This is a genomic window from Streptococcus sp. V728 (assembly GCF_052077995.1).
Lineage (GTDB): Bacteria > Bacillota > Bacilli > Lactobacillales > Streptococcaceae > Streptococcus > Streptococcus infantis_B.
On sequence record NZ_JBQJJH010000002.1, the window covers coordinates 754,019 to 769,516 of the forward strand.

At 40.3% G+C, this 15,498-nt stretch carries 17 protein-coding genes; 3 read left to right on the top strand and 14 right to left on the bottom strand.

Annotated elements, in window-relative coordinates; genetic code table 11:
* Nucleotides 1-12: 12 nt before the first annotated feature.
* The 3 genes from ACTO1Y_RS05035 to ACTO1Y_RS05045 all read left to right on the top strand — a co-directional run bounded on the left by ACTO1Y_RS05035 (nucleotide 13) and on the right by ACTO1Y_RS05045 (nucleotide 1,447).
* Entirely contained in the window at nucleotides 13-423 is a 411-nt protein-coding gene (locus tag ACTO1Y_RS05035) for an HIT family protein (protein ID WP_441348553.1), read from the top strand.
* Nucleotides 424-432: 9 nt separating this feature from the next.
* Complete coding sequence (locus ACTO1Y_RS05040) at nucleotides 433-720, top strand: hypothetical protein (protein ID WP_254726550.1); 288 nt, start codon at nucleotides 433-435, stop codon at nucleotides 718-720.
* Between the two features lie 85 nt (nucleotides 721-805).
* Entirely contained in the window at nucleotides 806-1,447 is a 642-nt protein-coding gene (locus ACTO1Y_RS05045) for a hypothetical protein (RefSeq protein ID WP_441348554.1), read from the top strand.
* A 69-nt stretch (nucleotides 1,448-1,516) separates the two neighbouring features.
* Here ACTO1Y_RS05045 and dnaJ read toward each other — a convergent pair whose 3' ends face one another.
* The 14 genes from dnaJ to rsmH all read right to left on the bottom strand — a co-directional run bounded on the left by dnaJ (nucleotide 1,517) and on the right by rsmH (nucleotide 15,445).
* Nucleotides 1,517-2,653 carry a molecular chaperone DnaJ gene (gene dnaJ / locus ACTO1Y_RS05050; protein ID WP_441348555.1) on the bottom strand — a complete coding sequence of 379 codons (1,137 nt, stop codon included), beginning with the start codon at nucleotides 2,651-2,653 and terminating at the stop codon, nucleotides 1,517-1,519.
* Nucleotides 2,654-3,074: 421 nt separating this feature from the next.
* Nucleotides 3,075-4,898: a molecular chaperone DnaK gene (gene dnaK / locus ACTO1Y_RS05055; protein ID WP_006150158.1), complete on the bottom strand. Its 1,824-nt coding sequence runs from the start codon at nucleotides 4,896-4,898 to the stop codon at nucleotides 3,075-3,077.
* A 255-nt stretch (nucleotides 4,899-5,153) separates the two neighbouring features.
* Entirely contained in the window at nucleotides 5,154-5,669 is a 516-nt protein-coding gene (grpE, locus tag ACTO1Y_RS05060) for a nucleotide exchange factor GrpE (RefSeq protein WP_235083768.1), read from the bottom strand.
* Nucleotides 5,670-5,695: 26 nt separating this feature from the next.
* The gene (gene hrcA / locus ACTO1Y_RS05065) at nucleotides 5,696-6,730 is read right to left on the bottom strand and encodes a heat-inducible transcriptional repressor HrcA (RefSeq protein ID WP_441348556.1); all 1,035 of its coding nucleotides are present in this window, start codon (nucleotides 6,728-6,730) and stop codon (nucleotides 5,696-5,698) included.
* A 166-nt stretch (nucleotides 6,731-6,896) separates the two neighbouring features.
* Nucleotides 6,897-7,403: a DUF2812 domain-containing protein gene (locus ACTO1Y_RS05070; RefSeq protein WP_441348557.1), complete on the bottom strand. Its 507-nt coding sequence runs from the start codon at nucleotides 7,401-7,403 to the stop codon at nucleotides 6,897-6,899.
* A 34-nt stretch (nucleotides 7,404-7,437) separates the two neighbouring features.
* Nucleotides 7,438-8,013 (bottom strand): DUF2812 domain-containing protein, encoded by a 576-nt coding sequence (locus ACTO1Y_RS05075; protein ID WP_441348558.1) that lies wholly within the window; start codon nucleotides 8,011-8,013, stop codon nucleotides 7,438-7,440.
* Nucleotides 8,013-8,333 carry a PadR family transcriptional regulator gene (locus tag ACTO1Y_RS05080; RefSeq protein ID WP_045763631.1) on the bottom strand — a complete coding sequence of 107 codons (321 nt, stop codon included), beginning with the start codon at nucleotides 8,331-8,333 and terminating at the stop codon, nucleotides 8,013-8,015. The genes ACTO1Y_RS05075 and ACTO1Y_RS05080 overlap by 1 nt, the downstream gene beginning before the upstream one ends.
* A 119-nt stretch (nucleotides 8,334-8,452) precedes the next feature.
* Complete coding sequence (gene glnA / locus ACTO1Y_RS05085; protein ID WP_004251784.1) at nucleotides 8,453-9,799, bottom strand: type I glutamate--ammonia ligase; 1,347 nt, start codon at nucleotides 9,797-9,799, stop codon at nucleotides 8,453-8,455.
* Nucleotides 9,800-9,834: 35 nt separating this feature from the next.
* Nucleotides 9,835-10,191: a transcriptional repressor GlnR gene (gene glnR / locus ACTO1Y_RS05090; protein ID WP_000659542.1), complete on the bottom strand. Its 357-nt coding sequence runs from the start codon at nucleotides 10,189-10,191 to the stop codon at nucleotides 9,835-9,837.
* Between the two features lie 82 nt (nucleotides 10,192-10,273).
* The gene (locus ACTO1Y_RS05095) at nucleotides 10,274-10,795 is read right to left on the bottom strand and encodes an FUSC family protein (protein ID WP_075568048.1); all 522 of its coding nucleotides are present in this window, start codon (nucleotides 10,793-10,795) and stop codon (nucleotides 10,274-10,276) included.
* Nucleotides 10,796-10,926: 131 nt separating this feature from the next.
* On the bottom strand, nucleotides 10,927-11,907 hold the full coding sequence (gene mraY, locus ACTO1Y_RS05100) for a phospho-N-acetylmuramoyl-pentapeptide-transferase (RefSeq protein ID WP_254724542.1): 981 nt from the start codon (nucleotides 11,905-11,907) through the stop codon (nucleotides 10,927-10,929).
* A 1-nt stretch (nucleotide 11,908) separates the two neighbouring features.
* On the bottom strand, nucleotides 11,909-14,164 hold the full coding sequence (gene pbp2x, locus ACTO1Y_RS05105) for a penicillin-binding protein PBP2X (protein ID WP_441348559.1): 2,256 nt from the start codon (nucleotides 14,162-14,164) through the stop codon (nucleotides 11,909-11,911).
* 3 nt (nucleotides 14,165-14,167) lie between these two features.
* Entirely contained in the window at nucleotides 14,168-14,485 is a 318-nt protein-coding gene (gene ftsL / locus ACTO1Y_RS05110; protein WP_235083757.1) for a cell division protein FtsL, read from the bottom strand.
* Between the two features lie 9 nt (nucleotides 14,486-14,494).
* The gene (gene rsmH / locus ACTO1Y_RS05115) at nucleotides 14,495-15,445 is read right to left on the bottom strand and encodes a 16S rRNA (cytosine(1402)-N(4))-methyltransferase RsmH (protein WP_075230631.1); all 951 of its coding nucleotides are present in this window, start codon (nucleotides 15,443-15,445) and stop codon (nucleotides 14,495-14,497) included.
* Nucleotides 15,446-15,498: the final 53 nt, after the last annotated feature.

The following is a 15,498-nucleotide window of genomic DNA, read 5'->3' on the forward strand; positions in this document are numbered from 1 at the left end:
GAGGTGGTTTTTATGTTAGATTGTATTTTTTGTAAGATTTTAGCAGGAGAAATCCCTGCATCAAAGGTTTATGAAGATGAACAAGTCCTTGCCTTTCTTGATATTTCTCAAGTAACACCTGGTCATACCTTAGTTGTTCCTAAAGAACACCATCGCAATCTTTTGGAAATGGACGCCACTAGCGCTAGCCAACTCTTCGCTAAGATTCCAGTCATTGCTCAAAAAATCATGAAAGCTACCCAAGCTGATGGTATGAATATCATTGCCAACTGCGAAGAAGTCGCTGGACAAACAGTCTTTCATACCCATGTCCACCTCGTCCCTCGCTATGGTGCCGAGGATGACCTCAAAATTGACTTTGTCGCCCATGAACCTGACTTTGACAAACTTGCCCAAGTCGCTGAAACCATCAAAAACGCTTAAGGAGTTCCTATGAAACTATCAAATTTACTACTTTTTGCTGGATCAGCAGTCGGATCTTACCTCCTCGTTAAGAATCGTGAAGTTATCACTGAAGAAGTTTTAGATACCACTGATCGCGTTGAAGCAATCAAAGATGATTTGGATGTCATCCAAAATAGTCTCCAAATTATCAATCAACAAAAAGAAGTCATCAAAGAATACCAAGAAGACCTCACTTACAAATTTAAAGTCTTTGAAAAAGACCTTCAAGCAAGACTTGATGTCATAAAAGAATTACGAGAAACTGAAGAAGACTAAGAAAAAGAAAGTTTCCAACTTTTCTTATATCCCCTTAAATTCACATTGGATTACCAGTTCCTAACAGAAAAGGGAGGGACTAAAAATGAAACTATTTTTAAAAGTCATCTTGATTATTTCTGGTGGCCTCTGCCTTCTTGCAACCCTGGCATTTTTAATACTGGCCAATCTGTTCAAGGCCTCACCGAGTGACATCAGAAAAGGAAATGAAGCCTTAAAACAAATCTTTATCTCCCTTGACCTACCTCCTGAGAAAGTAGAATCAAATGGCAGCTATCAATACGAGGGAGGAGGCTTAGATTTTTATGTGACTTTCTCTGATGATGTTGTCAATAGCCACCCAGTTCTAAAAGAAAGTCCAAACCTGACTAAAAACCGACTCAAAGTCTATGTCCTAAACACAGGAGATATTTCCTACCATTCAGTAGAGGACAACTTATTCAATCATGGTTTATCCCAATTTTTAGAGGAGGAAGGCGAGAAGTATTTCCGAGAAAACGGAAAAAAATCACATTCTTCTTATACAAGTCTAACTCTGAAGGATTCGGAAAGCATGAAAAAGGGAATCGCATTCTATGAAAAAGCGTTGACCTTGGTGGATATCCAGGATAATTCGGCGATTAAGCACATTGATACCGTAACTGTGAAACCTGGCAAGGAAGCAGAACTCAAGCATCTCATCCAGGAAATGGATGAAGCTGGCTTGTTCAGCCAAAGTTCTGAATAGCAGATCAGGCGGAGAAGCCTTTCTCCGTTACTAACTACAAACAAAAAGAGCCTCATGGCTCTTTTTGTTTTATTCACCCTCGAAGGCATCTTTTATATGGTCAAAGAATCCTTTTTTCTTTGGATTGACTTTCAAATCACCTGCAGCTGCAAATTCTTTCAAGGCTGCTTTTTGACGTTCGTTCAAGCCTGTTGGAGTCACGACATTAACAGTCACGTATTGGTCACCAACAGCACCACCACGTAGGCTCGGAGCTCCCTTACCACGTAGGCGGAATCGTTTACCGGTTTGAGTTCCCTCTGGGATCACCAATTCAACATCACCGTGAACGGTTGGAATATCGACAGTATCACCGAGAGTTGCTTGGACGATATTGAGGTTTAACTTGTAGAAAATAGTTGTTCCTTCACGCTCAAATTTATCGCTCGGTTCTACAGAAACCACCACATACAAGTCTCCATAAGGACCACCGTTAAAGCCTGCCTCCCCTTGACCAGCTAGACGAATTTGTTGACCAGTTTCGACACCTGCTGGAATTTTTACATGGACACTGTGGGCTTGTTTTTCATGACCTGTTCCATGACAAGTTGTACATGGATCTTTGATTTCTTTTCCGCGACCATGACAGACATCACAGGTTACTTGGCGACGCATCATACCAAGCGGTGTTTGAGTATCAACATTGATAACACCAGAACCGTGACAGAGTCCACAAGTAACTGGACTTGTGCCCGGCTTAGCACCTGATCCGTTACAAGTACGACAGCTTGATTCACGATTGTATTTGACTTCTTTTTCAGTACCAAAGATGGCTTCTTCAAAAGTCAAATTGACGCGATACTGGAGGTCATCACCTTGACGAGGAGCGTTTGGATTGCGAGAAGAACCGCCTCCGCCGAAAAAACTTGAGAAAATATCTTCGAAGCCGCCAAAACCACCTGCACCGTCGAAACCACCGAAACCGCCTGCACCACCAAAGCCACCATTGGCACCAGCAGCACCATATTGGTCGTAAGCAGCACGTTTTTGTTCGTCACTCAAAGTCTCATAAGCTTCTTGAACTTCCTTGTACTTTTCCTCAGCACCAGGCTCCTTGTTGATATCTGGGTGATATTTTTTAGATAATTTCCGATAGGCTTTCTTGATTTCATCCTGAGATGCATTCTTTGAAACGCCCAAACGGTCATAAAATTCAGTATTGTTCATACAAGATACTAAGAGCGAACAGAAAGCGACTGAAATTTAGGAAACCGACAAGAAATCCTGATTTCTTAGGTGGTTTATCTAATTTCCAAGCTTTCCGCTCGAGTTCAATTCCCCGAACGCTCTTTGTTCCTTTCTTTTATATTGAATTAGAAACTTTGGAACCCGTGTTCAGTTGCGAACACTCTTTGTTCCTTTCTTTCTAGTATTGCGAAACGAACTAAAATATTAGTATCGTCCCATTTTACCGAAAAACAGAGGCTGGGTTGCAACCTCTGGATTTCTTCTTATCATTTACTAGTTAGGCATTTAGGAAAGGGGCATAGCGATTGTCGTAGAATGACAATCACAAGAGTGAGTATTCATTATTAACGCCTCGCTCCCCGATTTTCAAGCTCGGGATAAAATAGTCCACTGGACTATTTTATTTTTCCGTAAACTCTCCGTCTACGACGTCATCGCCTGCGTTTCCTGTTGCTTGTGCTCCTTCTGCTCCTGCTTGGGCTTGTTGCGCTGCTGCGGCTTGTTCGTAGAGTTTAACGGCAAGTCCTTGTGCTTTTTCGTTCAATGCTTCAAGTTTTGCTTTCATTTCGTCCAAGTTGTTGTCTTCTTGGGCTTTCTTAAGGTCATCAAGGGCAGCTTGTGCAGCATCACGTTCTGCGTCAAAGCCTTTTCCTTCAGTTTCCTTGATTGTCTTTTCAGTCGCAAAGATAGCTTGGTCTACTTCGTTACGAAGGTCTACTTCTTCTTTACGTTTCTTATCTGCTTCAGCGTTAGCTTCTGCATCTTTCATCATGCGATCGATTTCTTCGTCTGTCAAACCTGAGTTAGATTGGATAACAATTGTTTGTTCTTTTTGAGTTCCAAGATCTTTGGCCTTAACAGATACGATACCGTTCTTGTCGATGTCAAATGTTACTTCTATTTGTGGGATACCACGAGGTGCAGCTGGGATATCAGTCAATTGGAAGCGTCCAAGAGTCTTGTTATCTGCTGCCATTGGGCGTTCACCTTGAAGAACGTGGATATCAACGGCAGGTTGGTTGTCTGCTGCAGTTGAGAAGACTTGTGATTTAGATGTTGGAATAGTTGTGTTGCGGTCGATAAGTTTTGTAAATACTCCACCCATTGTTTCGATACCAAGTGACAATGGGGTTACGTCAAGAAGGACAACGTCTTTTACATCACCAGTGATGACACCACCTTGGATTGCAGCACCCATAGCCACAACTTCATCAGGGTTCACTGATTTGTTTGGTTCTTTACCAGTTTCAGCTTTAACAGCTTCTACAACGGCAGGGATACGAGTTGAACCACCGACAAGAATCACTTCGTCGATATCTGACAAGCTCAAACCTGCATCTGAAAGAGCTTGACGAACTGGAACTTTAGTACGTTCTACAAGGTCACGAGTCAAATCATCGAATTTCGCACGAGTCAAGGTCATTTCCAAGTGAAGAGGTCCAGCCTCACCAGCAGTGATAAATGGCAAGCTGATTTGTGTTGAAGTCACACCAGAAAGGTCTTTCTTCGCTTTTTCAGCTGCGTCTTTCAAACGTTGAAGAGCCATCTTGTCTGTTGACAAGTCAATGCCATTTTCTTTCTTGAATTCTGCCACCAAGTAGTCGATGATTTTTTGGTCAAAGTCATCACCACCGAGTTTGTTATCCCCTGCAGTTGCCAATACATCGAAGACACCGTCACCAAGTTCAAGGATAGATACGTCGAATGTACCACCACCAAGGTCGAATACCAAGATTTTTTCTTCTTTATCAGTCTTATCCAAACCGTATGCAAGGGCTGCTGCAGTTGGTTCGTTGACGATACGTTCTACTTCAAGACCAGCAATTTTACCAGCGTCTTTAGTTGCTTGACGTTGAGCATCGTTAAAGTAAGCTGGAACGGTGATAACTGCTTTGGTTACTTTTTCACCAAGGTAGTCTTCAGCGTAACCTTTCAAGTATTGAAGAATCATAGCTGAGATTTCTTGTGGAGTGTATTCTTTACCGTTAGCAGAAACTTTTTCAGAAGTACCCATTTTAGATTTGATAGAGATCACTGTATCTGGATTTGTGACTGCTTGACGTTTTGCTGCGTCACCAACGATGATTTCACCGTTTTTGAATGAAACTACAGATGGAGTTGTGCGGTTACCTTCTGGGTTTGCGATGATTTTGCTTTCAGTTCCTTCAAGAACTGCTACTGCTGAGTTTGTTGTACCTAAGTCAATACCGATAATTTTAGACATGTGTTTTTCTCCTTAAATTTTATATTCTTTTTTCTTTTTGATACTCTTCTTAAGTGGCGACGCCGTCAGAGCTTGACTTCGTCAATCTCTTTAACTAAACTTTGAGCCTCAGGTCTCAAAGTTTGCGAAAATACCGCCACGGCGAAGAGTATCGCCTTTGGTTCGCTACGCTCACTATTGGTAAAGCCGAACCGTCTCTTATCTTTCTTTCATAGTTTAGTGTCGTTTCGGACAAGATTTTTCAAGTTTTCTAGCCTAATTGTAGACAACTACCATGGCTGGGCGTAAGATACGGTCATGTAGTTTATAGCCTTTTTGGAAGACTTGTGCGATGGTGTCTGCTGGATGCTCGTCATCGGCAGGCAAAGTTTGAATAGCCATGTGGTAGTTATGGTCAAATTCTCCATCTGCTGGAATTTCTTCAATTCCTTCTTCTTTCAGAGCATGTACCAAACTTTCTTGGACCATTTCCAAGCCCTTCTTCACATCATCCGTCAATCCTTCGACGGCAAGGGCGCGTTCGAGGTTGTCAAGTGACGGCAAAATTGCTTTTGCCAAATCTTGGCTACGATAGCGTTGCAAGAGTTGGCGTTCTTCATTGGCACGGCGTTGAATATTTTGCATTTCTGCATGAGCTCGAAGGTATTTGTTTTCAAATTCTTCGGCACGTTCATTCGCCAAGTCCAATTCAGACTTCTCAGGAGTTGTTTCTTCAGTTGTTTCCACAACTTCCTCTTCTTTTACTTCTTCATTTTTTATATCTTGGGCCATTTTCGCCTCCTTTAATGATTTCAATCTTAATTCACCTCATAGTGATTGCTGCTAAGATAGCGGTAAAAATCCGTCAACTTCATGGTTAGAACTCGATTGACAACGTTGAGTTGATTAACCAATTGTTGGTAATCCAGATTGACCGGACCTATAATCGCAAGAATTCCAAATCCACGATAGGGAATCAGGAATTTACTGCTAATCACTGCTAAGTCAGCAAGACAAGATTCTTGGCTATCCGCAACTCGGACACTCTGCATCTGGTCTCCAATCAAATTCTCTCGAATTTCCAATGCTACTTTTTGTGGATGATCAAAGAATTGATATGCCGCTAAATTAGCAAAATTCAAAAGATTGACTTTCCCAGAAACCACGATGTTTTCATTGAACATTTCTTTGAAGATATGTTCAACGAGGTCCATGACGTTATCCGTTGTTGTAAAGTAACGCTGAATAACTTGCGGAATCTCTGTCCGAATCTTGTAGTGAATATCCAAAACAGTCTGTTCCAGGAAACGTTCCTGAATCATAGTCTTGAGGCGATTTAAATCCTCTTGCAAGAAGTTTCGCGGAATCAAAAACTGACTGGTAACCGTTCTAGACTCATCAAGTGTAAAAACAGCAAGAGCTGTATGTTGCCCGAGGACAACAATATCAAAAGCTGTTAGCTTCTGCCTACTTGGTTCGACATCCAGTGCTACAACCGTACAACCACTCATGTCTGACAAGATTTTAGTTGCCTCTTGAAGGATATCCTCAAGTTTAAAGAACTCCTGATCAAAAGCTTTTACAATCTCATAAACTTGATTCTCAGCTAAACGGTCAAAGGATAAAGAGTGTTTGACATAGTATTGAAATCCAGCCACACTCGGCATCCGACCACTGGAAGTATGAGCCTTTTCAAGCAAACCTTGCTTTTCTAGAGCTGCCATATCATTTCGAATGGTAGCGCTACTAGAGTTGATAGACTCTTGCAAGGCTTTGGATCCAACAGGTTCGTGCGTTTTGGTAAAGATGTCAATAATCAGATTTAAAATATTCTGCTGACGTTCCGTAACCATCTCGTCACTCCTCTCTGATAGATCTTTTTAGCACTCGTAACATCCAAGTGCTAACTTATGATTCTATTATACACCCTTAGAAAAGAATGTCAAGACAAAAACTCAAAAAATTAGCACTCTTTCGCCAAGAGTGCTAAAAATCAGTCTGAGGACCTAGAAACTATTGTCAATCAACCAGATATTTCCGTTTAAGTCTATAAAAACTATAGATTAGATAAATAATCATGAGAGCATATAGGGCAAAAATAATGAAGAAGGACCGAGAGAGACTTTCGCGAAACAGACTCATACAAACAACTAGACCACCAGAGATAGAAACTGTAGCTGTACGAAGTCCAGATTTCACACCATCCCATCTAAGACGATTGTCCATGAAAAATCGATCATTTAAATCTACATCACAAGTCGATTTTCGAAAAACAGAATAAGAACAATTTCCCACAAATTCCCATCCTCTATCCTTAATACCTTGTAAATCTAGCTCATTTTTTCTAAGATAGCTAGTATTCCACACACGGTAAATTACATCATCAGGTTGGCATTGTTCAAAATAGAAAAAGCCAAAACGATTCGATTTAAATTTCCAACCTTTCAAATGCATCTCATGCAAATAATCTTCAACCTTATCCAAATCAAAAATGGTAAATATTCGAAATTGTACTTTGCTATTCATTGTCTGACCTCCAAATTAGAAAACATGCTTGATTTTATTTATCGGATAATTCTTTCCATTTTTGAAACAATCTCCAACAAATATAAGAAATCTGAATCGCAAAAACGATCAATAAAGTACAGTCTATGCTAACAATCAAAAACATTCCCAAACTGAAAGAACCTCTTCCACTGAGTAACTTTGAGAAAACCGGTAGTAGCACTGAAAAGAGAATCAAAACAGGAAGCATCCGCATTGTTAAAATGCGCTTGACCATGGCTAACTTCCCGGACGCGTCATTATAAATTTCAAACTCGGCATCCGACTCAACTCCAGAATAAAGCTTTCTAAAGTAGGAAAAACCATTAAAGTCTGCAATATGCTCCCAGCCACAATCTTTAAACAGTTGTAAATAGGAAGCTCTCTCTGACTTTTTCATAGGATAAAAATCCAACTGATAAACCACCTGCTCCGGTTGGCACTTTTCAAAAGTATACTTAACCGCAATTACTAAGCTAGAGTAACTTACTTCCTTAAGTTTCCAGCCCTCAGCATGCATTTTACTGAGATAGAGAGCCTCTCTATCATAATCCGCAATGGTACAAATCCTATAAACAACTTTCTTTTCCATCAAAGCTCCTCCCGACTATTTCTGTAGAGTCGTTCAATACGTTTCAACTCAATGTCTAAAACTTTTCGGCCCAAGTCTGTTATCTGATAGATTTTTCGTTTTTCCTCTTCTCGGACAAAGGAAATCAAACCATCCTTTTCCATCTTTGACAGGGTTCCATACATGGTTCCAGGACTAATTGAAACCTGTGAATCTGTCATCTCTTTAACCTTTTGTGTAATACCATAACCATGGTTCTCCTTTTGCAGACAGAATAGAATATAAAAACCCGTTTCAGTCATGGGAAGGTAGACCCGCCTAATCTTATCTGTTAATTCCATTTAACCAGACCTCCTATTTGGTTCGATACATCGCACTTCGTTATATAAAATATATCACACATCGATATAAATTGCAAGAAAAAAAGATTGTCCCCACGGACAATCTTTCTGATTTATCATTAGTAAAGATCTAGGTAGTTGTCAATTTCCCATTGTGAAACAAAGGTTGCATAGCTCGCCCACTCGATGCGTTTAGCTTCAAGGAAGCTAGTGTAGATGTGTTCACCTAGAGCTGCTTTAACCACTTCGTCTTCTGTCATAGCTTTCAATGCATTGTGAAGAGTTGATGGAAGGTCAGTAATGCCAGCCTCTTTACGCTCTTCTGCAGTCATAATGTAGATATTTTCTTCGATTGGAGCTGGTGCTTCGATTTTGTTTTCAATACCGTGCAAACCAACTTCCAAAAGAACAGCCATAGCGATATATGGGTTTGCCATTGGGTCTACTGAGCGCAATTCCAAACGAGTTCCCATTCCACGAGTAGCAGGAACGCGCACCAACGGAGAACGGTTACGACCAGCCCAAGCGATGTAAACAGGCGCTTCATACCCTGGAACCAAACGTTTGTATGAGTTAACTGTTGGGTTCATAATAGCTGTATAGTTGTAGGCGTGCTTGATCAAACCACCAAGGAAGTGATAAGCAGTTTCTGACAATTGCATTCCTTTTGGATCATTTGGATCAAAGAAAGCGTTGTTCCCTTCATCATCAAACAAGGACATATTGCAGTGCATTCCTGAACCAGCGATACCAAATTTAGGTTTAGCCATAAAGGTTGCATACAAACCATGTTTACGGGCAATTGTTTTAACAACGAGTTTGAAGATTTGAATCTTATCACAAGCACGAAGAACTTCATCATACTTAAAGTCAATCTCATGTTGACCTACGGCAACTTCGTGGTGACTGGCCTCTACTTCAAATCCCATCTTGGTCAAGACATTCACAATCTCACGACGAGTGTTATCGGCAAGGTCTGTAGGCGCCAAATCAAAGTAACCACCCTTGTCATTCACCTCGAGAGTTGGGTCTCCATTTTCATCAAGCTTGAATAGGAAGAATTCTGGTTCCGGACCAAGGTTGAATGATTTGAATCCAACTTTCTCCATATGATGAAGAGCTCGTTTAAGGTTGCTTCGAGGATCTCCAGCAAATGGCTCTCCTTCTGTTGTATAGACATCACAGATCAATCCTGCGACACTACCGTTCTCATCTCCCCAAGGGAAGACAGTCCATGTGTCCAGGTCAGGGTACAAGTACATATCTGATTCATTGATACGAACAAACCCTTCAATAGAAGATCCATCAAACATAGCCTTGTTTGACAAGACCTTGTCTAGTTGTTCATCTGTAGCAGGAATTTCGACGTTTTTCATTGTTCCCAAAATATCTGAAAACATGAGACGGATAAAGGTTACATTTTTTTCCTTAACTTCACGACGAATATCTGCAGCTGTGATTGGCATGGTTTTTCTCCTTATATATGACGACTTGCGGTTGCCTAACCGCGACCAAAAGGTGATTGTTGAGAAGCAAAGCGACTTTGTTGAAGAACTTCATTCCGAAGGGCACGACGAACCTCAGTTTGACTAACTGGTTTCTTGGCTTTCGCCTCACGTTCGGCATATTTTTTCTTGATAGCAGCAATGTTCAGACCTTCAGAGATATAGTCCTTAATCTCAAGCAACCGATCCATGTCATTTAAAGAATACATCCGGCGATTACCTTCGTTTCGATCAGGTTTTATCAACTCTTGATCTTCGTAATAACGAATTTGACGCGCCGAAAGATCGGTCAGCTTCATAACACTACCAATGGGGAAAACTGCCATATTGCGACGAAATTCTTTTTCCTTCATGTGCACTTCCTCTTCTTTCTGTCTATTATAGTCTAAAAAAAATCAATCGTCAATTGTTAATGTCATATCTTGTGACATTATTTTATTTTTTCTGTATGAGACTCCGCAAGCGATCAATATCATAATTTACTAGAATTGCTACAAAAACTCCCATAAAAGTCTCAAAAACTCGAGCAAACACGTACAAAACAGTCTCTCCGCTCGGAATTGATAGGGTAATAATCAGCATGGCTGCAACTCCCCCAATGACCCCTGACTTATTGTTCATGGCAACATTTGTCATGATGGTTAACATGGTACATATCGGAACCACAAGGAGAGTTACCCAAAAGGCTCCATGAAAAAAGTTATTCAAGAGAAAGAAAATCAGCGCATAAAAACCACCGATACTATTCCCTAAGATACGAGATGTCCCAAAATGGACACTCTTATCAAAGTCTTCTCTCAAGCTAAAAACGGCTGTAAGAGCTCCAATCTGAAGTCCCTTCCATCCAAAAAAACCAAAAATCATGAGGACCAAAAAAACAGCGATTCCTGTTTTAAAGGTGCGCATCCCCAACTTAAACTTAGATTTATCAAATCTATACTTTTTAAAATAACTCATCATTTCATCTTTCTTTTTTTCCATTTTATCATAATTTTACTTTTTTGAGAAAAGGATTCCTCAACTGAAGAAAATAGGAACTAAAAAGAGAAGGGTATAAATCCTTCTCTTTTATATTCCAATATTCTATTTTAGAATAAATACATGAAAGCCAAGGTGACGAGACTAGCAAGCAAGCCCACTCCCCAAAAGAAGAAATCGACTTTCCACTCACTCCATGCTTGACCTTTACCAGAAAATCCACCCAACTCAAAATGGTGATGAACTGGTGTCATTCGAAAGATACGTTTCCCGCCAGACAACTTAAAGTAGGTAACTTGCATCATGACAGATGTTGTTTCAAAAACATACACTATACCAATCAGGAGTAGCGTCCATTCTTGGTGCAGTGCCATAGAAATAGCGGCCAACATCCCTCCAAGAGCAAGACTTCCGACATCTCCCATGAATACCTTAGCAGGCTTATGGTTAAAGACAAAGAAACCAAGAAGACCACCAATCATGGCAAGAATCACTAGGAGAATATCCAATTGGTTTTGTACATAAGCAATGACTCCATAGGCAGATAGGCTAATCACTACTGAGATACTTGCCAAGCCATCAATTCCGTCAGTCAAGTTAACAGCATTCGAAAAACCAACCAACCAGAAGAGAGCAAAGAAAATGTAAAGAACGCCTAAGTGCAATGGATAACCAAATACATTTAAGACATCCCCTCCTCTTTCATAAAAGAGATAGAAGATAACTCCTCCTACTAATTGAAGCAAGAGCTTTTGTTTAGGATTGAGCCCTTCATTGATTTTACGAAAAACCTTGAGGAAATCATCTAAGAAGCCAACCAAACCATACAAAACGAGAATAAAGAGGATCATTCCGACATTGTTGGTTAGTTGATTAGTCAAAAGTGCAAGAACTAAACTAACTAAAACACTTGTTACGAGGAAGACTATTCCTCCCATTGTTGGCGTCCCAGCTTTTGCTTGGTGTTGTTTCACATCCTCATGCATCTGTTGACCAGTAATCTGTGCTTTACGGTAAAAACGGATAAAAGCTGGAATTCCTACCACTGTAAGAACAAAAGTAAGGATTCCAGGAAAGATAGAAACTAGCATTCTAATCTCCTAAAGTTATTTTTATTTTCTGTATATTTTTTAAAGCTGTATTAGAACGAACACTTTGTTTTTTAACAATTTCTCCTGTACCTTCAAATTCAACTTCAAGATTCAACCATTTGGCAAAGGTTTCAACATTTTTCTTAGACCAGCCATATAAGTCAGGCATCTCTTCTACCTTGTCTGAAAGGAGTAAGATTTGCTCATTAGCGTCTAGATTTGTTCCTTCTGCCACTGAACTGTCCTTGATTTTTGTTCCTGAACCGATAACGATTGGTTGAACAAGATTGCGTCTCAGTTCCTCTGCCATATCTCCCGGACTATAGTCCTTGGTCGCTGGCATTGCATAACTAGTTGTTGTTGTAACTTGATCCAGATTTTTAGCTGTAGACTGAAGATTAAGAGATTCTTTCATGGCAGAAGCTCGTTCAAGAATAGGATTAGCAAATTCTCCAAACCAAGGGTTAGAAAAGTGTTCTGGCTGTTGAACTGTTACGTAAAGAATAAAATCAGGATTTTCAGAAGGATGCATGGTTACTACAGAAAAGATATAATTGGTTTTCCCAACTAAATATCCTCCGTTTTGCTCATCGGCAATTTGAGCTGTTCCAGATTTTACAGAAACAGTCTGACCAGGAACAGTAATTACTGGTTTATTATCATTACGATTATACATGGTCCCATAAATAGGGTCTGTACCAACCAAAATCATATTTTCTCGAGTCAAACTAGCCGCTTCTTTAGAAACAGGATTCCCTACAACCTCTCTTTGTGATTTACGAACAGTCTGATCATTTGGATCATAGAGGGCACTAATAAACTTCGGTTCTAGCATAACCCCATCATTCGCAATTGCTGTAAAAGCACGAAGCATCTGGGTCTGAGTAACAGAAATCCCTTGACCAAAAGCACTCATGGCAATACTAACAACATTATCTTCAGGTAACTGACCAGCATACTCATCACTCATACCAAAACGGGTTGGAACTCCAAACTTAAATCGATTGAGGTATTCTAACCAAGTAGCATCCCCCATCTTTTGTTGGAGCAAGGTCATACCCACATTACTTGAGTGATCAAAACCTTGAGAGTATGTCATTATACTTCCTGCTGATAAACCATCATTAACATCCCAGTCTCTGATAGTCGCATCAGCAATCTTTAATTCACTGCTATTGAAATATTCTCCCCCAGGGAAGGTGTTGTTGTCAATCGCTGCCGCCAAGGTCATTACCTTCATGGTCGAACCTGGTTCATAGTTACTTTGGTAAAGGATATCACGCCAGACAAAGTCCTCTGTAATCCCTTCTTTGGTATCAGCATCAAAGGTTGGTCTTTGAGTTGTAGCGAGAATCTCTCCTGTCTTGGCACTAACCAAGGTCGCAGTCATATACTTGCCTTTTAGTTTTTCTTGGAAGGCATCCATTTGACTTTCCATAAAGGACTGCAAAGGACTAGATAGGGTCGTATAGACGTCTTTCCCGTTTACGGTCTGTTGGGTGACTTGTTCTGTACCAGGAACAATATTACCTAGACGGTCTTTTTCATAAGTAATAATACCATCTGTCCCTGCCAGCAAGCTATTTAAGGAGCTCTCGACACCAGACGTTCCAATGAGACTTTTTGTCCCATCTTCATTTTCATGTAACTGGGCTAAACCAATAAATGATGAAGCAAATTTCCCATTTGGATAACTTCGGTTAGGACTAGTGGTAAAATTAACCCCCTCGACCTTAGCAGTTTCCAAATCCTGTTTAATGGACATCATATTAGCGTAGGTAATCCCATTTCCTTTAGAACCAAAGGAAACCTGTTTGAGATTTGGTTGAGAGAGTTGATCCTTGACGTAGGTCTCCTCCATATCCAAGTACTTATGGAAAATTTCGGCTACCTTATTGTACTGAGATTCCTCTACATATAGAACATCTCCATTAGCTGATTTATAGTCCTTATCAATGACAGCATAAACATTATAGGACGTTGCATCCTCAGCAATCGGAGTTCCATTACGATCATAAATGGTTCCACGTTTTGCAGGAACTGTCCGAGTGGTTTGATGGACCTTACTTGCTTCTTTAACTAGGTTTACACCAAATTTTGAGCCTGTACCAATAATCACCGCAAAGTTAACCAAAAAAACAGCAAAGAGAAAGACGGCCAAAAGGCTCAAATTCTTTCCCACTAATCTGCGGTTTTCTGCTGGAGATTTACGATTTTTAATGGCAAAGCGTATGATTCTTTCTTTCCAGTTTTTCATTTACTACTCCGCCGATCGGATATTTTCATTATTCAATTGCAACTCTTGAGAATTTGCAATTCCGGTCAAACGTTCTGATCGGATTAATTCATTAACTTCTTGTTTGGCATCATCTAGCTCTGTCTTTTTTTCTTCAATTTGTGCATTGACTCTTGTCAAATCACTCTGGACCTGAAAAAGTTTTGTCTGCATATAGACTACACTAATTGCTAAGACAAGAGCTGTGATGGCAATTGAAAGGTAAAAGGCCTTTTCAACACGTGAAAATTGTTTAATACGAGCTTGTAGCAATTGGCTCGTTGTTCCTCTTGTTTCTGCCATTGTTTCCTCTTACTTGTGAATTTTTCTTGCCACTCGAAGCTTGGCTGAGTGGGAACGATTATTGGCTTCCAACTCTTCCTTGCTTGGCAAGATTGGTTTACGAGATACTAATTCCATCTTTGGCTTGAGATCGTCTGGAATAAAAGGCAAACCTTTAGGCACTTCAACTGTGGAAGCTTCCTTAAATAACTGTTTAGTCAAACGGTCTTCAAGCGAATGGAAGGTGATGACTGAAATTCTTCCGTCTAGAGCTAGAAGTTCAATCGCCTGCTGGATTGATTCATCTGCAGCACCTAACTCATCATTGACTTCGATACGGATAGCTTGGAAAATTTGTTTGGCTGGGTGACCTTTTTTCTTGAGCTCCTTAGCCGGTTTGGCAGATTTGATAATCTCTGCCAACTCAGTCGTTGTCTCGATCGGTTTAAGCTCACGCGCCTGTTCAATTTTTCGAGCAATCTGTTTGGAAAATTTGTCTTCTCCATATTTGAAAAAGATTCGTACCAAATCATGGTAGTCATAATGATTGACCACCTCATAAGCAGTCAAGCTAGCTTCTTGATTCATCCGCATATCTAGTGGGGCATCTTTTTTATAAGAAAAACCACGTTCACGTTGATCTAACTGCGGACTAGACACACCTAAGTCATAACAAATTCCATCAATTTCAGTCACACCTAAGTCATGTAAGCGGTCCTTCAAATGACGGAAATTATCCTTGATGAAGGTGACCATCCCCTTTTCGATATAGGGAGCCAAACGTTTTTGCGCATTATCAATAGCATTCTGATCTTGGTCAAAGGCATAGAGATGGCCTTTCTCGCTTAACTTACTTAATAAATACTCGCTGTGTCCTGCTCCTCCCAAGGTCGCATCAACGTAAATACCATCAGGTTTCACATCTAGCATATCAATGGTCTCATGGAGCATGACCGTTACATGATGAAATTCTTTTGTCATATCTTATCTATTTTACCACAAATCCGACTAGCTTGCACCCACTAAAGCCAAAA

What these genes read in the sequence shown, in the direction of transcription:
- ACTO1Y_RS05035 (WP_441348553.1), top strand. Translation starts at nt 13, where the DNA reads ATGTTAGATTGTATTTTTTGTAAGATTTTAGCAGGAGAAATCCCTGCA.
- ACTO1Y_RS05040 (WP_254726550.1), top strand. Translation starts at nt 433, where the DNA reads ATGAAACTATCAAATTTACTACTTTTTGCTGGATCAGCAGTCGGATCT.
- ACTO1Y_RS05045 (WP_441348554.1), top strand. Translation starts at nt 806, where the DNA reads ATGAAACTATTTTTAAAAGTCATCTTGATTATTTCTGGTGGCCTCTGC.
- dnaJ (WP_441348555.1), bottom strand. Translation starts at nt 2,653, where the DNA reads ATGAACAATACTGAATTTTATGACCGTTTGGGCGTTTCAAAGAATGCA.
- dnaK (WP_006150158.1), bottom strand. Translation starts at nt 4,898, where the DNA reads ATGTCTAAAATTATCGGTATTGACTTAGGTACAACAAACTCAGCAGTA.
- grpE (WP_235083768.1), bottom strand. Translation starts at nt 5,669, where the DNA reads ATGGCCCAAGATATAAAAAATGAAGAAGTAAAAGAAGAGGAAGTTGTG.
- hrcA (WP_441348556.1), bottom strand. Translation starts at nt 6,730, where the DNA reads ATGGTTACGGAACGTCAGCAGAATATTTTAAATCTGATTATTGACATC.
- ACTO1Y_RS05070 (WP_441348557.1), bottom strand. Translation starts at nt 7,403, where the DNA reads ATGAATAGCAAAGTACAATTTCGAATATTTACCATTTTTGATTTGGAT.
- ACTO1Y_RS05075 (WP_441348558.1), bottom strand. Translation starts at nt 8,013, where the DNA reads ATGGAAAAGAAAGTTGTTTATAGGATTTGTACCATTGCGGATTATGAT.
- ACTO1Y_RS05080 (WP_045763631.1), bottom strand. Translation starts at nt 8,333, where the DNA reads ATGGAATTAACAGATAAGATTAGGCGGGTCTACCTTCCCATGACTGAA.
- glnA (WP_004251784.1), bottom strand. Translation starts at nt 9,799, where the DNA reads ATGCCAATCACAGCTGCAGATATTCGTCGTGAAGTTAAGGAAAAAAAT.
- glnR (WP_000659542.1), bottom strand. Translation starts at nt 10,191, where the DNA reads ATGAAGGAAAAAGAATTTCGTCGCAATATGGCAGTTTTCCCCATTGGT.
- ACTO1Y_RS05095 (WP_075568048.1), bottom strand. Translation starts at nt 10,795, where the DNA reads ATGAGTTATTTTAAAAAGTATAGATTTGATAAATCTAAGTTTAAGTTG.
- mraY (WP_254724542.1), bottom strand. Translation starts at nt 11,907, where the DNA reads ATGCTAGTTTCTATCTTTCCTGGAATCCTTACTTTTGTTCTTACAGTG.
- pbp2x (WP_441348559.1), bottom strand. Translation starts at nt 14,164, where the DNA reads ATGAAAAACTGGAAAGAAAGAATCATACGCTTTGCCATTAAAAATCGT.
- ftsL (WP_235083757.1), bottom strand. Translation starts at nt 14,485, where the DNA reads ATGGCAGAAACAAGAGGAACAACGAGCCAATTGCTACAAGCTCGTATT.
- rsmH (WP_075230631.1), bottom strand. Translation starts at nt 15,445, where the DNA reads ATGACAAAAGAATTTCATCATGTAACGGTCATGCTCCATGAGACCATT.